The organism is Nocardia sp. 852002-20019_SCH5090214, from assembly GCF_001665865.1.
Lineage (GTDB): Bacteria > Actinomycetota > Actinomycetes > Mycobacteriales > Mycobacteriaceae > Nocardia > Nocardia nova.
This window is the reverse complement of the sequence record NZ_LZMK01000235.1, coordinates 107,949-124,742: the sequence shown is the minus strand read 5'-3', so window position 1 is coordinate 124,742 and position 16,794 is coordinate 107,949. Positions and strand designations below refer to the sequence as shown.

At 67.0% G+C, this 16,794-nt stretch carries 17 protein-coding genes; 8 read left to right on the top strand and 9 right to left on the bottom strand.

Annotation, left to right across the window (positions count from 1 at the left end):
• Positions 1 to 91: 91 nt before the first annotated feature.
• Together A5780_RS19165 and A5780_RS19160 are read right to left on the bottom strand one after the other, a co-directional pair.
• The gene (locus A5780_RS19165) at positions 92 to 658 is read right to left on the bottom strand and encodes a TetR/AcrR family transcriptional regulator (RefSeq protein WP_064909146.1); all 567 of its coding nucleotides are present in this window, start codon (positions 656 to 658) and stop codon (positions 92 to 94) included.
• Positions 655 to 1,872, bottom strand: a complete 1,218-nt coding sequence (locus A5780_RS19160; RefSeq protein ID WP_064909145.1) for a cytochrome P450 — start codon at positions 1,870 to 1,872, stop codon at positions 655 to 657. The genes A5780_RS19165 and A5780_RS19160 overlap by 4 nt, the downstream gene beginning before the upstream one ends.
• A gap of 152 nt (positions 1,873 to 2,024) precedes the next feature.
• Here A5780_RS19160 and A5780_RS19155 point away from each other — a divergent pair, with 152 nt between their 5' ends.
• From A5780_RS19155 to A5780_RS19145, 3 genes are all read left to right on the top strand, one after another.
• Entirely contained in the window at positions 2,025 to 3,461 is a 1,437-nt protein-coding gene (locus A5780_RS19155; protein ID WP_063017621.1) for an amino acid permease, read from the top strand.
• 289 nt (positions 3,462 to 3,750) lie between these two features.
• Positions 3,751 to 4,230, top strand: coding sequence for a C40 family peptidase (locus A5780_RS19150; protein ID WP_227463043.1), 480 nt, complete (start codon positions 3,751 to 3,753; stop codon positions 4,228 to 4,230).
• Positions 4,231 to 4,375: 145 nt separating this feature from the next.
• On the top strand, positions 4,376 to 4,648 hold the full coding sequence (locus A5780_RS19145; RefSeq protein ID WP_063017623.1) for a hypothetical protein: 273 nt from the start codon (positions 4,376 to 4,378) through the stop codon (positions 4,646 to 4,648).
• 33 nt (positions 4,649 to 4,681) lie between these two features.
• On the opposite strand, the gene A5780_RS19140 is transcribed toward A5780_RS19145, so the two are convergent.
• Complete coding sequence (locus A5780_RS19140) at positions 4,682 to 5,563, bottom strand: MHYT domain-containing protein (RefSeq protein WP_063017625.1); 882 nt, start codon at positions 5,561 to 5,563, stop codon at positions 4,682 to 4,684.
• 355 nt (positions 5,564 to 5,918) lie between these two features.
• On the opposite strand from A5780_RS19140, the gene A5780_RS19135 reads away from it, so the two are divergent.
• The 4 genes from A5780_RS19135 to A5780_RS19120 all read left to right on the top strand — a co-directional run bounded on the left by A5780_RS19135 (position 5,919) and on the right by A5780_RS19120 (position 9,272).
• Positions 5,919 to 6,362, top strand: a complete 444-nt coding sequence (locus A5780_RS19135) for a nitroreductase family deazaflavin-dependent oxidoreductase (RefSeq protein ID WP_197516649.1) — start codon at positions 5,919 to 5,921, stop codon at positions 6,360 to 6,362.
• A 65-nt stretch (positions 6,363 to 6,427) separates the two neighbouring features.
• A complete protein-coding gene (locus A5780_RS19130) occupies positions 6,428 to 6,916 on the top strand; it encodes a MarR family transcriptional regulator (protein WP_063017627.1) in 489 nt (162 codons plus the stop codon).
• 157 nt (positions 6,917 to 7,073) lie between these two features.
• Positions 7,074 to 7,901, top strand: coding sequence for a neutral zinc metallopeptidase (locus tag A5780_RS19125; protein ID WP_082976564.1), 828 nt, complete (start codon positions 7,074 to 7,076; stop codon positions 7,899 to 7,901).
• Positions 7,902 to 8,042: 141 nt separating this feature from the next.
• Entirely contained in the window at positions 8,043 to 9,272 is a 1,230-nt protein-coding gene (locus tag A5780_RS19120; RefSeq protein ID WP_063017629.1) for a fatty acid desaturase, read from the top strand.
• A 15-nt stretch (positions 9,273 to 9,287) separates the two neighbouring features.
• On the opposite strand, the gene A5780_RS19115 is transcribed toward A5780_RS19120, so the two are convergent.
• Both A5780_RS19115 and sigJ read right to left on the bottom strand, forming a co-directional pair.
• The gene (locus tag A5780_RS19115; protein ID WP_063017631.1) at positions 9,288 to 10,514 is read right to left on the bottom strand and encodes a cytochrome P450; all 1,227 of its coding nucleotides are present in this window, start codon (positions 10,512 to 10,514) and stop codon (positions 9,288 to 9,290) included.
• A gap of 148 nt (positions 10,515 to 10,662) precedes the next feature.
• The gene (gene sigJ, locus A5780_RS19110; RefSeq protein WP_064909144.1) at positions 10,663 to 11,565 is read right to left on the bottom strand and encodes an RNA polymerase sigma factor SigJ; all 903 of its coding nucleotides are present in this window, start codon (positions 11,563 to 11,565) and stop codon (positions 10,663 to 10,665) included.
• A 116-nt stretch (positions 11,566 to 11,681) separates the two neighbouring features.
• Here sigJ and A5780_RS19105 point away from each other — a divergent pair, with 116 nt between their 5' ends.
• Entirely contained in the window at positions 11,682 to 12,449 is a 768-nt protein-coding gene (locus tag A5780_RS19105; protein WP_146100905.1) for a hypothetical protein, read from the top strand.
• Between the two features lie 36 nt (positions 12,450 to 12,485).
• Here the strand turns inward: A5780_RS19105 and A5780_RS19100 are convergent, their stop codons facing one another.
• The 4 genes from A5780_RS19100 to A5780_RS19085 are packed head-to-tail and all read right to left on the bottom strand — an operon-like array spanning position 12,486 to position 16,688.
• Positions 12,486 to 14,261: an ABC transporter ATP-binding protein gene (locus A5780_RS19100; RefSeq protein WP_156769557.1), complete on the bottom strand. Its 1,776-nt coding sequence runs from the start codon at positions 14,259 to 14,261 to the stop codon at positions 12,486 to 12,488.
• A complete protein-coding gene (locus tag A5780_RS19095) occupies positions 14,251 to 14,700 on the bottom strand; it encodes a lasso peptide biosynthesis B2 protein (RefSeq protein WP_156769556.1) in 450 nt (149 codons plus the stop codon). Before A5780_RS19095 ends, A5780_RS19100 begins: the two co-directional genes overlap by 11 nt.
• Positions 14,697 to 14,954 (bottom strand): lasso peptide biosynthesis PqqD family chaperone, encoded by a 258-nt coding sequence (locus A5780_RS19090; RefSeq protein ID WP_030513325.1) that lies wholly within the window; start codon positions 14,952 to 14,954, stop codon positions 14,697 to 14,699. The genes A5780_RS19095 and A5780_RS19090 overlap by 4 nt, the downstream gene beginning before the upstream one ends.
• A gap of 15 nt (positions 14,955 to 14,969) precedes the next feature.
• Positions 14,970 to 16,688, bottom strand: a complete 1,719-nt coding sequence (locus A5780_RS19085) for an asparagine synthase-related protein (protein WP_064909142.1) — start codon at positions 16,686 to 16,688, stop codon at positions 14,970 to 14,972.
• Positions 16,689 to 16,794: the final 106 nt, after the last annotated feature.

The following is a 16,794-nucleotide window of genomic DNA, read 5'->3' as shown; positions in this document are numbered from 1 at the left end:
GCGTGGCGCCGCGCGACGGCTCCCGCGTGGCATGTCCGGCGCCGTCGGGCCGGGCGGGTGCGCCGGGACGGTGTGCGCCGGGAAAGTGGGATCAGCCGGCCCGGGCGACGAGGGGAGCGATGAAGCGCTCCAGCATGTCGCGCTCCTCGGCCTCGTCCCGGCCGGGCACCGTGAGCAGCGAGACGATGATGCGGGTCAGCCAGCGGGCCAGCTGCGCCCAATCATCCTGTGCCGAGGACGTTTCCGCGGTGAACAGCGAGCGGGCGATGGCCTCGATCACCTCGGAGGTCTGGGCGATCTGCAGGGTCGCTCCGGCGTCGTCGGGGCGGAACCAGGCGATCAGCAGCGGGTCCGAACGCACCGCGCGGAGACTGGCCAGCACTCCGGCGACGGCGCGTTCGCCGGGGTCGGCGATCGTCCCGATCTCGGCGGTGACGCGGGCGCCCACCCGCCGTGCCTCGCGATGCACGAACGCCAGTTGCACCGCCTGCCGGCTGTCGAAGTAGCGGTACAGCGTCGCCCGCGAGCAGCCGGCGGCCTTGGCGATATCGCCCATCTGGGTCGCGTTCACGCCGCGTTCGGAGAACAGGCTCGCGGCGGCGTCCAGGATCCGCTCGGCCGCCTGCAGGGAGCGCGGATGCGCCAGCCAGTCGCTCATGCCGGGACGAAGGGAACGTTGACCGGCCAGCGCACGTAATTGCCCTCGGTGTATCGGACGCCGTCCGGATCCACGGAGAAGTCCGGGCAGCGGGCCAGCAGTTCCCGTAGCGCTATGGTGGCCTGCATGCGGGCGGCGGCCGCGCCGAGGCAGTGGTGGTTGCCGTTGCCGAAGGTGAGGATGTTCTTCGGATTCCGCGTCACATCGAGTTCGCTTGCGTCCGAACCGTATTCGCGCTCGTCCCGGTTGGCCGACGCGTACAGCATCAGCACCCGCCGTCCCGCCGGAATGGTGACGCCCTCGATCTCGACGTCGCGGGTGGTGGTGCGGGCCAGACCCTGCACCGGCGAGGTCATGCGCAGGAATTCGTCGACCGCGCCCGGAATCAGGCTCGGATCGTCGAGCAGGCGCTGCCGTTGCTCGGGGTAGCTGGTCAGCAATTGCACCGCGCCGCCCAGATTTCCGGTGGTGGTGTCGTTGCCCCCGGTGATCATCGTGAACGCGAAACCGATGATCTGCAGGATTTCGCCGAAGTCGCCGCCGGCGCCGAGTCCCGAGGCCACCAGATGGGAGACGGTGTCGTCCGCCGGTTCGAGTTTGCGCTTCTCGATCATCGCGATGAAGTACTGGGTCAGCTCACCGACCGCCTCCTGCGCATGCTCGATACCGCCGGTCGCCGAGGCCGCCACGATCGCCTCGCTCCAGCGATCGAACTGTGCCCGATCCTGCTCCGGCACACCGAGATAATGCGCCACCACCATGGTGGGCAGCGGTTTGAACAACTCCATCGAGATGTCACCGCCACCGGCCGCGCGCAGCTTCTCCAGCCGCTCGATCACGAACGCCTCGACCGCGGGCCGGATCTCCTGGACCTGCCGCGGGGTGAACCCCTTGGCCACGCGGCGCCGGAAGACGGTGTGGTCGGGCGGATCGGTGAAGACGAACGGCCGGTTCTCGCCGAGCCCGATCTCGCTGAGATTGTTGTAGTCGACCGTCAGACCCTGAGCCGAGGAGAACGTCTCGGGATCGCGCACCGCCGCGTAGATGTCGGCGTAGCGCGAAAGGACGTAGTAGTCCTCGTGCGGGCGGTTCTCGGGGACGACGTGGTGCACCGGATCGGATTCTCGCAAGGCGGCGTACATCGGCCAGGGGTCGCGCCAGGAGTCGCCGGAACGCAAGGTGAAGCGTGCCTCGTGAGACATCGTCGTGCTCATGTATCGACGGTAAGACAAATGGTCGAGCATGTCTAGAACTTGTTTCATCGGTGGCGGTCCGCCGCTCGCGCACCGGGACCGATACCGGGCGACCCGCCGGTGAGATCGGTACTGTGGGCTGACCAGCGCCGCCCGTCGGACAAGGAGCGCCCATGCGAACCGGTCCCGCTCTGCGAGAGTTCTTCCGGCGCAAGCCGATCGACCAGATCCAGGACGAATCCGCCACCACCCTGCACCGCACGCTGGGCCTGTGGCAGCTGACCGCCATCGGGGTGGGCGGCATCATCGGCGCCGGCATCTTCACGCTGGCCGGTGCGGTCGCGAATCAGACCGCCGGCCCGGCCGTCCTCGTCTCCTTCCTGATCGCCGGCGTCGCGAGCGCCGCCGCCGCGCTGTCCTACGCCGAATTCGCGGGACTCATTCCGCGCGCCGGTTCGGCCTACACCTACGGTTACGCCGTACTCGGCGAACCGGTGGGCTGGTTCATCGGCTGGGATCTGCTGCTCGAATACACCGCGATCGTGTCGGTGGTGGCGATCGGCATCTCCGGCTACATCCAATTCCTGTTGGGGCAGTTGGACATCGAGCTCCCCGAGTGGATGCTGGGTGCGCCGGGAACCGGGCACGGCCATGTGGTGGATCTGTTCGCCGCGATGTTGTGCCTGCTCATCGCCGCCCTGCTGAACCTGGGTATCCGGGCCGCGGCGCGATTCGAAACCTTCGTGGTGGGCCTGAAGATCGTGGTCGTCGTGGTGGTGATCGCGGTCGGGTTCTTCCACATCGATTCCGCCAACTACCACCCGTACTTCCCGTTCGGCATGTCCGGCGCGGTCACCGGGGCGGCGACCGTCTTCTTCGCGGTCTTCGGCTACGACGCGATGTCGACCGCGGCCGAGGAGTCGGTGGACGCGAAACGTCATCTGCCCAAGGCGATTCTGTTGTCGCTGGTGGTGTCGATGGTGCTCTATGTGCTGGTCTGCCTGGTCCTGACCGGAATGCAGCACTACACCGACATCGACCCGGAGAGCGGGTTGTCCACCGCCTTCGAATCCGTCGGCCTGCCCGGGCTGGGCAGTCTGATCGCGGCCGGCGCCATCGTCGGCATCATGACGGTGCTGTTCACCTTCATGCTCGGCGTCACCCGCGTCTGGTACTCGATGAGCCGGGACGGCTTGCTGCCCCAGTGGTTTGCCAAAACCCACCCGGTACGCCAGGTGCCCACGCGGATCACCTGGATCGTCGGTGTCGCGTCGGCGGTGATCGCGGGGCTGCTGCCGATCGGCCAGGCCGCCGAGCTGACCAATATCGGCATCCTGCTGGCCTTCATCGTGGTCTGTGCGGCGGTGATCGTGCTGCGCTATCGCCGTCCGGATCTGCCGCGCGGCTTCCGTACGCCGGGGATGCCGGTGGTGCCCCTGCTCGGCATCGGCTTCTCGATCTGGCTGATCACCTACCTGCAACCGGTGACGTGGTTGCGCTTCGCCGTCTGGTTCGCCGTCGGCGCGATCGTCTACCTGACCTACAGCCGCCGCCATTCCCTGCTGGCGACCGGCCCGGATGCGTCCGCGACCCCCGCCGGACGGCCGTAGGGATTATATCGAGATACCAGCGATATCTGAGGTATTTCGCGAATTTATCGTTTTGTTATTCGAATTGGCGCGTTCGGTATTTGGTTTCTCCCCGACCGTGGCGAATCATTGCTCCCCGGATCCAACGATCGACTGATCACCGTGGTGTTTCGGAAATCTGCTCTCGCTACGAGATTCGGAGGAACGCATCATGGCAGGAACCGAGGCGGGTCGATGTACCCGCTTTCCGGGTCGTAGGGCCTGGTCGACCGCGGCAACGCTGGTCGTTCTGTTCGGCGCGGCGGGCACGATGGTGGCGACCGCGGGCCCCGCACACGCCGACTCGCCGATACCCGCCCCGGTCGTACCGGGAATTCCACTACCGCCGCAGTTCACAATTCCCGGGCTCTTCCCGGAAATCCATCCGGCCCCGCCGGAGCCCATGAAATCGGTCGGTGAGCGGGCGCTCGAGGCCGCCGAGTCCAAGATCGGCTCGGCCTACCGCTCGGGTGCCACCGGCCCCGATGCCTTCGACTGCTCGGGTCTGGTGCAGTGGGCGTACCGGCAGGTCGGGGTGGACCTGCCGCGGACGAGCTACGACCAGCTGACCGCCGGCACGCCGGTCGACCTGGATGCGCTGCAACCGGGCGATCTCGTGTCGTTCTACGGTGGCGGACACTCCGCTCTCTACGCGGGTGACGGCACGGTCGTGCACGCCGCGACGAGCGGTGAGGGTGTCATCCGATCGGCGCTCGCGCAGATGCCGGTCACCGGCGCCCGCCGCTTCTGACGCCGCCGGCGGGTGCGCCACGCGGCTCGCCGATCCAGGGGTTCGAATCCGCCGCGAGGATATGTTGCGCGACAATGTGCATCGAGATCGAGTATCGAGATCGACCAGCATTGGACTGCAACGTGAATCGCGGAGGAGGGGGCCGGTGGCCGAGACTCGGGCGAATGCCGACGAGCCGTTCGGGCCGGTGCGCCCCTCGGATGCGGTCGACGGCTGGGAGTTGGCCGGTGACGGCACCCGCTGGTGGCTGGTCAAGGCGTTCGGCGATGCGCGCGGTCTGGTGAAGCCGACCACGCGGACGACCTGCGCCTGGCGTATCGAGACCGCCGACGGCCGGATGTTGCGCGAGGTCAGCGCGCGATCGGTCGCGGAGGCGAAAAGCGCTGCGGAAGAATGGATCCGGAGGACGATCGGCTGAGCGTTCGCTCGGCCGATCGTCCGTATCGTCCGGCTATCGACGGGTCGACTGCCGCTTCGAAATCGCCTGCAGGCTGAATGCCGGTGCGGGCTGATCGGGTGCGGGAGATTCCTCGGTGTAGGCGCGCGGCCACGCGCGGCCGCTGTCGGCGAGATCGAGATCGTTCGTGTCATCGGCATCGTCGCGTCGCGAGGGTCCGTCGACCTCCGCGAGTCCGACGAGCACCACGAGCATGATGGTGACGAGCGTGACCACCATGATCAGCGGGGTGAGCAGCTGCACCGAGTCGACACCGCCGGTCGGCTCGGCCATGTTGTCCATGCGGTGCGCCGTCATGGATGCCATTCCGGTGTAATGCATTCCGCAGACCGCCAGACCCATGATGGCCGCCGCGCCGATGGTGGCGGCGAACCCGCGCACGTGCAGGACGAACCACAGTGCCGCGGTCGCGGCCACCACGGCGATCAGCAGCGACAGGGCCACCAGTCCGGTGCTGTATTCGATGTGCGCGCCGGCGTTCATGGCATGCATGCCGAGGTAGTGCATGGCCGCGACGCCGAATCCGGTGATCATGCCGCCGAGGGGGAGTGCGATCACTTCCCGGTGCCCGCGCACCACGATCGACAGTCCGGCCCACACCACGACGATCGCGATGGCCGCGCTGAGCAGCGTCATCGGCACGTCGTAGCGGATATTCGCGCCGTGGATCGAGAAACCGAGCATGGCGGTGAAGTGCATGACCCAGATGCCGGCGCCGCCGAGCGCGACGGCCGCGGCGATCAACCAGCCGCCCGGCCAGCGCGAGGCCCGGGCGTGGGTGGCGCAGCGCAGCGCCAGAACGGATCCGATGAAGGACATGACATAGGCCAGGACCGGGGTTACCCAGCCGTGGCTGAAATGGTCGAGCTCGAGCACGAGGTCTCCCGAAGCGAAAGAGGGGTTATCGATTCGTGACCGGACGATAGTTCACATTGCTCATGATCGTTACCCGCGCCCGTTCGTATCCGGGTGCGGTCGACCTCCCTCGCCGTCCGGCAAATGTGCAGGTGACACAGGTTCACGGGGTGTGTGCACGGGGTTTGCCGGAGTGTCGCCTGATGGACATCGAACCGGAGGTGTGTTCTGGCGCACTTGCGCCACCTTGGGGACCTATGGCCCTTGACAGGTCTATCCGACGAATCCGGACGTTCGGGACTACCGCAAGACGATACTGTATGGATATGATATGAAAATCATAGAATATGGTTTCGGGAATACTGGAGGTGCCGGAATGGATGCGCAGCGGTATCGGCGGATGGTCAATCGGGTCAATCCGCTCGTGGTCGGGCTGCAACGGCTGGGAATCGGTTTCGGTCCGATGCAACTGCTCACCGTCGCCGGTCGGCGCACCGGGCAACCGCGCACCTTCCCGATCGCGGTCAGCGAGTTGAGTGGGGCGCACTACATCGTGCAGGCCTATCCGCGGGCGGCCTGGGTGGCCAACGTGCGGGCGGCCGATTCGGTCACGCTGACGCGCGGACGGAAATCCTCGACCGCGCGACTGGTCGAGGTTCCGGTCGAGCAGCGCGGGGCGCTGCTGCGGGAATTGGTCGGAGCCGGGCCCGCCAGCGTCGGAAACCGTTTCGTCACAACCGGTTTGGCCGATGCGGCAACGCCCGACGGGGTGGCGGCGGCGGCCGAGCGCATCGCGGTGTTCCGGGTCGAACCGCACTGACCTGCCGGGTTCGTCCGCGCCGGGGATATCATATGAAAATCGTATGAATCGACCGGAGGGTGCCGATGAGCTCGGAGGCGGATCGCGCGGCCGCGCAGCAACGGCGCCGGCTGGCCGTCGACGTCAAGGATGCGTTGCGCGACTTGAACATTCAGCTCGCCCTGCTGAATCGCCGGTTCGGCGGCCGGGTGGAACTCCGCGACGTGGACTGGACCTGCCTGGACCTGATCAACCGGCGAGGCCCCGTCTCGCCGACCGCCCTGTCCCGGCTCACCGGCCTGCACCCGGCCACCCTCACCGGTGTCCTGGACCGGTTGCAGAAGGGCGGCTGGATCGTCCGGGAACGCGACCCCGAGGCGAGCGACCGGCGCGCAGTCACCCTGCGCGCCGTCCGCGAGCGCAATTCCGAACTGTTCCACGTGTTCTCGGGCATGAACCGGCGCATGGACGAGGTGCTCGACCGGTACTCGGAGCCAGAACTCGAGGTTATCGCCGACTTCCTCCGGCAGACCGGTACCGCAGGCGCGGACTCCGCCGCCGAACTCGGCAGCTGACCGGCCGCGCGCTCCTCGTCGGCGGCCCTGCGAGGGCGAGTTCTGGTACAAGTAGGACGTGAAATTGCTTCGTGGGGGGATCTTTTCAGCTGTCGCAGCTCTGCTTCTCTGTAGTTGTGCGACGGCCCACTCGCCGGATCCCGTCGGCTCGCCGGCCGTGCCGCAGGCTACGGCGCGGTCGACGCCCGACGCGACGCCGGTAGCCGGCAATCGTCAGCACACCGGCACCGGCCCGGTGAAAACCGACCCGGAACTCGGCAGTAATCCGGTGCTCAGCGAGCAAGGCGTGGGCCTGTCCAGTGTCGACTGTCGGCTGCCCGGCTGGCGCAACACTCCGGATGGCGCGGAGGCGTACTACCGCGCGGCGATCAGCTGTCACGATGCCGCATGGGCGCCCACCCTGGCGCACTTCCGGATCCCCATGTCCTCGCCCGCGCTCTGGGCGGGCGCCCGAATCGGTGATTACCACGGTGCGTGCAGTTCCGCCGGCAGCAATCGGGAAGCGTTCTACTGTGCGGCCGACCGGATGATCGTGATGCCGTTCGACACCATGGCCCCGGTCATCGGCTACGGCGTCGGCAACGTGCTCGCGGTGCTCTCGCACGAATACGAACACCACGTGCAACAGCTCACCGGAATCATGGCCGCCTTCCAAGCCAGGGCCTCGGCGCTGAACTGGACCGGGCCGGAGGTCGACCTGCTCAACCGTCGGCTCGAGCTGCAGGCGTGGTGTTTCTCCGGGATGTTCTACGGCGTCAATACCGGACGCGGTGCCATCACCCAGGGCCTGGCCGACCGGGCCTACGCCAACAACGCCGGCGCGGGTGACCGGCCGGGCGAACGACGCTGGCACGGGACCAACCAGAACGTCGCCAACTGGTTCGGGTGGGGAATGCACCCGAGCAGTGACCCGGCCTCCGCCGCTGCACCCTCGCTGTACGAATGCAATCCGTGGGCGGCTCGCAGCGACGCGTGGCTGGAATGAACACGCGGCCGCGCGGCCGGGCTCGGTCGTCTCGCGGGCTGTTCAGCGAGGACGGGTAGGCTCGGGTGATCGGCGGGTCTCCGCATATGTCCTCGTCGGTGGGCGTTCGCGCCACCACACACAAATCCGAGGATGTAGGTCATGGCTATTACCGAGATCGGCGCGTACGCACATCTCAGTCCCGCCGATATCGAGGCGCTGGGGCGTGAGCTCGACCGGATTCGCGCCGATGTCGAGGCCGACCTGGGTACTCGTGACGCGAACTACATTCGCCGGACGATCGTTTTTCAGCGCACCCTCGACGCCGCCGCGCGACTGGTCATTCTCGCCGGTCGTGGCCGCTTCGCCTGGGTGCTCGGTACGGCCGGCCTGGCGACGGCCAAGAGCGTCGAGAATATGGAGATCGGTCACAACGTCTCCCACGGTCAGTGGGATTGGATGAACGACCCGGAAATTCACTCCAACACCTGGGAGTGGGATATGGCCGGGCTGTCCGCGCAGTGGCGCTACGCACATAATGTCCGCCACCACCTCTACACCAACGTGCTGGGAATGGACGACGATATCGGCTTCGGCGTGATGCGGGTGACCAGAGACCAGCGCTGGCGGCCGCGCCTGCTGCTGCAACCGTTACAGAATGTGCTGCTGGCGGCGACCTTCGAATGGGGTATCGCCTGGCACGACCTGGACTCCGTCCACGATCGGGTGACCGATACCGCCGAGCGCGCCGGTCAGACCCGGGCGTTGCTCGGAAAACTGGTCCGGCAGGCCGGCAAGGATTACGTGCTGTTCCCCGCATTGAGCGGAAAGCGATGGCGGCGAACGCTTTTCGCCAATCTCGGCGCCAATGTGCTGCGCAACCTGTGGGCGTACCTGGTGATCTTCTGCGGCCATTTTCCCGACGGCGCGGAGAAATTCACTCCGTCGGTGCTGGAGTCGGAAACCAAGGCGGAATGGTATTTGCGCCAGATGCTGGGCACGGCGAACTTCGATGCCGGGCGGGTTCAGGCCTTCATGAGCGGCAATCTGTGCTACCAGATCGAACATCACCTGTTCCCGGACCTGCCCAGCAACCGGTACCGGGATATCGCCGCCCGCGTGCGTGCGCTGTGCGAAGAATTCGATCTGCCGTACACGACGGGTCCTCTGCTGCGGCAGTATGCGCTCACCCTCCGGACGATCCACAAATTGGCGCTGCCGGATCGCTTCCTCACCGCGACCTCCGACGACGCCCCGGAAACCGCGTCGGAGCGGAAGTTTCTCGGATATCGTCCGTTCGCGGCCGCCGAGGGCGCACCGTCTCGTTCCCGCCGGGGGCTGCGCACCGCGCTGCGCGTGGTGGCGGCCAAGACCGCACTGCCGACCGGATGATCCGGCGGGTTCACCTCATCCGTGGGGGCGCACCGGCAGTTCGGTGAGTCCCCGCATGAGCAGGCTCGGCTGCCACCGCGGGGTGAACGACGGCGCCAGGGCCAGCTTCGGGAAGCGATCCAGCAGAGCGGTGAAGGCGACGGCGGCCTCCATCCGGGCCAGCGGAGCGCCGACGCAGAAGTGGATTCCGTGGCCGAAGGCCACATGTCCGGACGGCTTCCGGCCGATATCGAGTTCGTCGGGTGAACGGTATCGATCGGGATCGCGATCGGCCGCCGAGAGCGCGACGTAAACCAATTCCCCTGCGGGGATGACGATTCCGCCGATGTCGACGGGTTCCTCGGTGTACCGGACCGTGGCCCAGCCGACCGGGCCGTCGAGTCGCAGAAACTCTTCCACGGCGGCGGGGACACCGTCCGGATCCGCCCGCAGCGCATCGAATTGGGGCCGGTTGCGCAGCAGGGCGAAGGTGCCGTTGCCGATCAGGTTCACCGTCGTTTCGTGACCGGCAACCAGCAGCAGGAAAGCCATCGCCACCAATTCGGGATCGGTGAGGCGGTCGCCTTCGTCCTGTTCGGTGGCCAGTCCCGACAGCAGGTCGTCGCCGGGCCGAACGCGTTTGTCCGCCAGCAGCGCCGTCAGATATCTGCCCATATCGGCGGAGGCGCGGTCGCGGTCCGCCAGATCTCCGGAGGCCCCGACCAGGATCTTCGTCCACAGCTGGAAATCGTCGCGATCGGTGAAGGGAACGCCGAGCAGTTCGCAGATCACGGTGACGGGTAGCGGGGTCGCGAACGCATGAAGCAGATCGACCTCGTCGTGCGCGGCCACTTCGTCGAGCAATCCGGCGGTGATCTCCTCGATGCGCGGGCGCAAGGCCGCCACCCGCCGCGGCGTGAAGGCCTTGTTCACCAACTTCCGCAGTCGCGTGTGTTCCGGCGGATCGGTATTGAGCATATGGGTGCTCAACGCCTGCGCATCCGAATTCGACAGCACCGCAGAGCCTTTGCGCCGGAACAGTTCGAAGGTGCCGGCCGAGTTCTTGCGCAAGCGCGGATCGGCCAGTGCCGCACGCGCTTCCGCATGGCCGACGACGACCCAGCACGGAATCCCGCGCTCGTGCGTGAACCGCACGTGGTGCACCGGCCCCCGGGCCCGCCAGCGCTCGTAGTACTTGTGTGGATCGTCGTGGAAGTCGTCTTCCACCAGCTCGATCTGCTCGGAAACCTCGGCCTCGGTCATGCTGTGCTCCCTGCTACCGGCGCCGATCGGCGCTCCCCACGGTGTCGGACCGGTCCTGACGGTGACCGTATCCAAAGTACCGAAAATCAGGCCGAGCCGCGGATGTCCGATTCGCGTAGAAATCGTTCCGCCCGAACCACTTTCATGGTCACTGCGGTGACAGCCGGTGTTCCGTCCATTGCCGTAGCTTCTCCGGATTGCGGATCGCCCAGATCCGGGTGATCCGGCCGTCGGCGATATCGAAGGCGTAGACGGTCGCGATGGCGCCGTCGATCTGTGCCACCAGGCCGGGCTGGCCGTTGACGGTGCGCTCGAGAAGTGTGACTTCCGCGGCGCGGGAGGCGATTTCGATCCATGCGCGAGCGATCTGCTCGCCACCGGTGATCGGATGACGGAAGGCGACCACCCGGCCGCCGCTGTCGGCCGTCGCGACGGCCCGTGGATCCAGGATCTCGATCAGTGCCTCGATATCCTTCGTCTCCCACGCGCGTTTGAAGTCTCGGACGACCTCGGCACGCTCGTCCCGAGAGGGACGTGCCGAGGTCTGGATACGACGGCGTGCGGAGGAGGCCAGCTGTCGGCAGGCCGCGGGAGTGCGGCCGACGATATCGGCGATCTCGGCGAAGGAATACCGGAAGACATCGTGCAGGACGAAGGCCACGCGCTCGGCCGGCGTCATGGAATCGAGTACGACGAGGAACGCCATGCTGATCGATTCGTCGAGCGTCACCCGGTCGGCCGGATCGGACGGTGCGGGCGCGCCCCACTCGCTGCGGTCCGGGACCGGCTCCGGAATCCACTCACCGACGTAGCGCTCGCGGCGAGCCCGCGCCGAACCGAGCAGATCCAGACAGATGCGGCTGGCCACGGTCCGCAACCAGCCACCCGGCGCCTCGACGGCCTGCTGTTGTTCCGGGGACAGGGCGTACCAGCGCGCATAGGTCTCCTGCACCACGTCCTCGGCCTCCGCGAGGGAGCCGAGCAGCCGGTAGGCGAGGTTGAGCAGCGCCCGCCGCTCACCCACCACCGCGCTCGCTTCCGGATCGGTCATGATCTCGCTCCCTCGTTCGGTACAGGTCCTTCCACTGTTAAACGACACAGCACGCCGAAATGTGAGGTCCAGGTTGTATGCTGCCGTTCGCCGGTGACAGTCGGGGGGAGTACCCAGTGAAAAGAGCAGTGTGGGTGGCAATCTGGTTCGGCGTGGCGGCGCTTTCGGCGTGCGGTACGGACGATGCCGCTGATGGACCGGCCTCCTCCGAACCGGTTGCTCAGCAGGTCAGCGGATCGCCGGATCAGCAGGCCGGGTGCCCGCACTCGCCCGTGGCCTCGGCAGGGCCGTACACCGCCACCACCGTGCCGGTGCGGGAACAGACCGCGACGCTGACGACCGACGTGACGCTGCCGCAACTCGAGGGCGGTGAGCAGGCAGTGCGCGATCGGTTCAACGCGGCGATGCGCGCCTCGCTGGCCGATACGAGCGGCGGCGACGCGAGCGGTGCGCTGCACGACGCCCGGCTGCGCTGCGGGGAAACCAGCCGCGTCACCCGGATCGGGACGAAGGTCGTTGCGGGCGTGCTGATCACCGACCACACGTGGGAGGGCGGCCCGCATCCGGTCAACCAGATCGGCACCGTGGTGATCGACACCGGAACCGCGCAACCGGTCATGTTGCCGACGGCCTTGCGCGACCGGGCCCAGAGCTGGAACGCCCTCGCCGCGACCGCCCAGAGCCTGGTGCCCGCGGACGGGCCCACCCTGTTCACACACGCTCCCGGCAGTGACGATTTCGCCAACTGGGTCCCCTCCCCGGAGGGACTCACCGTCTACTTCTCCGTCGCGCACGCGCGGGGCGACTACTACCCGGTTCAGCTCCCGTGGAACCGAATCCGGGACCTGTTCGACCCGGCCGCGGTGGTGACCCTTTCGAGCTGACGGATCATCGGAACACCCGTCGGTCCCGCACCGGATTCACACCGTCGCTCCGACCAGCTGTCGATAGTCGGCGTTGCGGGCGACCAGTTCGTCGTGGGGCCCGCTGTCGACGATCCGCCCGTCCTTCAGGAACATGACGATGTCGGCCTCGCGGATGGTGGACAGGCGATGGGCGATCACCAGGAGGGCACATTCTTGTCGCACGTTCTGGATGGTCACGTTCAGCGCCTTCTCGGTTTCGGCGTCGAGCATCGCGGTGGGTTCGTCGAGCATCATCAGGACGGGCCGGCGGATCAGCGCTCGGGCCAGTGCTACGCGTTGACGCTCGCCGCCCGAGAGCAGGACGCCGTGCTCGCCCACGGGAGTGTCCAGCCCACGGGGGAGCCGGGAGACGAGATCGGCCAGCCCGGCGAGCTCTGTCGCGCGCTGCAGATCGTCTTCGCCGAGGCCCGGCTGCCGGTAGGTCAGATTGTCCCGGAGGCTGCCGAACAGCAGCGGCGCGTTCTGCTCCAGCAGGCTGATTTCCGAGCGCCACGCCCGCCGTGGTCGACCGGCGTAGGACCGGCCGCCGAGCAGAATGTCGCCGCCGTCCGGATCGTAGAACCGGCTCACCAGGGAGAATACGGTGGATTTCCCGGCGCCCGAGTGCCCGACCAGGGCCACATGTCCCCGCGGAGGTACCGAGAAACTCACGCCGTCGAGAATCGGCCGCTCGTCGTAGGAGAAACGCACCTCGCGGAATTCCAATGCGGGACGCCCGTTCGCCGAGGCGGTCTCGATCGCCGAATCACAGTCGACGCCGACCTGCGGAATCTCGTCGACGTCCTCGGCCGGCAAACTCAGCGTCGATTCGATCCGGCTCAGCGCGCCCAAGGCCTTCTGCAATCCGACGGAGCCGTTGAACAGATCGCCGACCGGAATGAGCAGGTTCATCGCGAGGAGCATCATCGTGACGAGGCTGCTCAACTCCATCTGATGATTGGCCACCCGCACACCGCCGACCAGCAAGGACACCACGAACGACCCGGTCACCGCCAGGTGCATGGCCGGATTTCCCAGCGCCTTCAATCGGGCCGCGCGCACGCCGGCGGCGAATGCGGCACCGGCCAGTTCGGTCAACCGCTCGTGTTCGCGGTCCTCGGCATTGTTGACCTTCACCGTGCGCACGCCGTTCAGCGCGCGCTCGATATCCGCGGACAGCGCGCCGACGCTCTCCTGCAAGCGCACCGAAGCCACTTCGATTCGCGTCATGACCAGCAACATCGCCGCCGCGGCGACGCCCACGGTGACGAAGACGATCGAGAACAACAGCCAGTCGAGATAGATCATCACCGCCACGGTGCCCACGAGTGTGATTGCACCCGTGAGTATTTGGACGAGGCTGCTGCCCACGGCGTTACGGATCACGGTCGAATCGAGCGTGACCCGGGAGATGAGATCGCCGACCCGCTGTGACTCCAGAGTGGGAATTCTCAGCCGCAGCAGATGCCCGGTCAGACGATGACGCACGGACAAGAGTACGGATTCGCTGGACCGCTCGAGTATGTAATTGCCGCCGGTATCGGCGACGGCATACAGGAGATAGGCCCCCACCAACGCCGCGAGCGACCACGCGATCGTCGCGCCCACCGAGGCATCGCGGACGACCTGTCCGGCCAGGAGCGGTTGCGCCAACGACAAACCGGTGCCGACGAGAAGCAGTGCCGTCGCCGCGAGCAGCGAATTACGTTGTGGTGCGAGAATTCTCAGCAGCGCCCCGACCCGGCGCAGCCAGGACTCGCGCTCTCGAATCTCACCGTCGTCAGCTGACATCGTCACCCACGTTCACATGCCGGCCGACCACGATCAGTCGACTGAATGTCGTCATGTCTCCCGCCTCCCCGACAAGCTTTCCGTCTGCTTCGACCCATGCGTGTGCGGCGAACGGCAACTCGGTGCGCACGCCGACACACCAGGTTGTCCACGCACCGTAGCGTCGGCTCAGCAGCGTCGTCGCCACGGACCTCGTCAGGCAGCCGTATCTTCCGGCGGCGTCGGGACTCACCTCGACGACCCGGCGCCGCCATCGCTCGGCATCGTCGAACGGGGCCGGACGACTTCCTCGGTGTAACTGCTTCAGGATCCATTCGATCCGTCGCGGTGGCAACCTGACGAGGACCCTCGCGGCGCGAACGGCCCAGGCCGCGGCCGAGCGCTCACCCCTGCGTACGTCCACCTCGAATTCGGTCCCGAGCGCCATCTGGTGGCTCACGACGGCACCAGCCCCACTGCTCGGAGGTGGCTCACCAGTTCGGCGACGTCTCGCTGCGCGGTAACGGCATCGACGTCGAACCGATCGAGCACTGCCGCAACGGGATCGGCGGCGTCGCCGGCGAGGAGCGATGCGAACACTTCCGCTCCGACCGGATTGAGCCGCCAATACTCGCCCTGTTTCAAATCGAGAACGACGCCCCCGTATTCCGTTCGCACGAAAGACAAGCCGGGCCTCGGTGTCGTGGTATCCATGGTCCCTCCCACTCCTCAGGCTTTCCGCGCGCTACTGTCGCGCGGATCGAGAAAATTCCGTTCCAGATCGCGCAGCCAGAGTTCGCAGGCGATGGTGCTGAACATCGTTCCGTCTTCCAGTTCGAACGAACTGGGGCTGGCGCACAAATGCTTCAGTCGCTTCGAGTCGATCAGGCCCATGGCGCCGAGCCGCGAGTTCTCCCACAGAGCCACGAGTTCGTCGCGATGCTTGCGCAGGCCCACTTCGACGTCGTGTGATCCGCTGTCCTTGGTCTGCCGGCGCAGTACCTCGTCGGGCACGATTCCGCTGACCGCGGCCCTGAGCAGAGGCTTGTACGTCCAGGCGCTGACCCGATCCGGAACCGCCACCGACAGGGCAGCGGAAATAACTCGGTCATCGAAATAGGGTGCGGACAGGGGCGGCCCGCCGGATGCCAGTGACATGCGGTTCAACACGGCCACCGTCCGGGCCCCCTCGACAATCGACTCCAGTTCGACGTGGCGCCCACGAGCGGGCGCCAGCGGTTCGGCATCGGCGGCCATCCACGAGATTCCCTCGTGCACAGCATCTTTCGCCGCTGCCGAGGCCCACACCGGAATGGACGGAACCAGGGCCCAGCCCAGCATCGGTTTGCGCCGTTCCGGCACACCGGCGATCGGTACAGAATTCCTTTTCCACCACGCCCGGAAATCCGCGGGCTCGACCGCGCCGCGCACGAGATCTCGTGATCGCCAACCGCCGAGGGCGCCGAAACTGCGCAGTCCCCGCCATGCGGTGAGCGGGCGACGCCACAGTAGATCGCGGTAGAGCGTCGGCAGTCCGGTGAAGAGGTGATCGCCCCCGTGGCCGGTCAGGTGCACGGTGGGACCGAAGGTTGCCGCCAGTGCCGCGAGCGCACCTACCCGGCTTCTGCCGGCGATGAGCGGTGAGGGCTCGTTCAGCCAGGTCGGCCCCTCCTCCAGGCCGGCGTAGGTGAAAGGCAGTTCGGAATCGGGAAGGATCGTGTGCCGCACATGTGGCAGGTGCCGGGCGGCGAGCAGGGCCCATTCGAGGTCTTCATTGGCGGAATCGCGTCCGCGTGCCGTCAGCAGCGTGATCTCCGCCGGTCCGCGGGCGGCGAGAAAACTGATCGACGTCGAGTCGTAACCGCCGGAAAGTTCGCAGGTAACCGTGCCACCCGCCGCGGTCCGAGCCCGTACCGCCGCCTCGAGTCGGCTCCGTACCTCGTGTGCGCCCTCCTCGAGGCCCCGGACGGCGGTCCTTTCACTCGCGCTCCGCACCATCCGGGACGTTCCGGTCGGTGTGATCACCAACCCGGTACCGCGGGCGAGCGGTTCGATTCCCGTGAGCAGCGGACGTTGTGCGAGGTGATGCGGAACGGGTTCGAGCAGATGTGCGGCGAGGGCACCGGCGTCGAGTTTGCCGCCGACGAGGTGCCGCAGGGCGTGCACGGTATCGGCGGCGATGTCGATGCCGTCCACGCGGGCGCGGTACAGGCCGCGGGATCCGTATGCGGCACCGTTCAGGTGGATGTCGCCGTTCACCTCGACGATCGAGTGAAACGATCCGTCGATCGCGTCCAGGATCACTCGCCATCGAGCCGGTGAACCTGTCGACATCGCATAGTCGAGGACGGCCTGCTCGCTGATCAGAGCGTGGCCGAGGATCACCACCTGCGCCGCGCGGCCGTTCGCGTGAATGACCGGCCGGTCCGGGCAATGTCCGACGACCATCGGACGTCCCGAACGGTGCTCTGCCAACACCCGCGCCCACGGGAGGAGACGCCTGGCGATGCTCACTGCCGCCCCGTGGTCGGGCAGAACGACAAATCCTGTCCGA

What these genes read in the sequence shown, in the direction of transcription:
- A5780_RS19165 (WP_064909146.1), bottom strand. Translation starts at nt 658, where the DNA reads ATGAGCGACTGGCTGGCGCATCCGCGCTCCCTGCAGGCGGCCGAGCGG.
- A5780_RS19160 (WP_064909145.1), bottom strand. Translation starts at nt 1,872, where the DNA reads ATGAGCACGACGATGTCTCACGAGGCACGCTTCACCTTGCGTTCCGGC.
- A5780_RS19155 (WP_063017621.1), top strand. Translation starts at nt 2,025, where the DNA reads ATGCGAACCGGTCCCGCTCTGCGAGAGTTCTTCCGGCGCAAGCCGATC.
- A5780_RS19150 (WP_227463043.1), top strand. Translation starts at nt 3,751, where the DNA reads ATGGTGGCGACCGCGGGCCCCGCACACGCCGACTCGCCGATACCCGCC.
- A5780_RS19135 (WP_197516649.1), top strand. Translation starts at nt 5,919, where the DNA reads ATGGATGCGCAGCGGTATCGGCGGATGGTCAATCGGGTCAATCCGCTC.
- A5780_RS19130 (WP_063017627.1), top strand. Translation starts at nt 6,428, where the DNA reads ATGAGCTCGGAGGCGGATCGCGCGGCCGCGCAGCAACGGCGCCGGCTG.
- A5780_RS19120 (WP_063017629.1), top strand. Translation starts at nt 8,043, where the DNA reads ATGGCTATTACCGAGATCGGCGCGTACGCACATCTCAGTCCCGCCGAT.
- A5780_RS19115 (WP_063017631.1), bottom strand. Translation starts at nt 10,514, where the DNA reads ATGACCGAGGCCGAGGTTTCCGAGCAGATCGAGCTGGTGGAAGACGAC.
- sigJ (WP_064909144.1), bottom strand. Translation starts at nt 11,565, where the DNA reads ATGACCGATCCGGAAGCGAGCGCGGTGGTGGGTGAGCGGCGGGCGCTG.
- A5780_RS19100 (WP_156769557.1), bottom strand. Translation starts at nt 14,261, where the DNA reads ATGTCAGCTGACGACGGTGAGATTCGAGAGCGCGAGTCCTGGCTGCGC.
- A5780_RS19090 (WP_030513325.1), bottom strand. Translation starts at nt 14,954, where the DNA reads ATGGATACCACGACACCGAGGCCCGGCTTGTCTTTCGTGCGAACGGAA.
- A5780_RS19085 (WP_064909142.1), bottom strand. Translation starts at nt 16,688, where the DNA reads ATGGTCGTCGGACATTGCCCGGACCGGCCGGTCATTCACGCGAACGGC.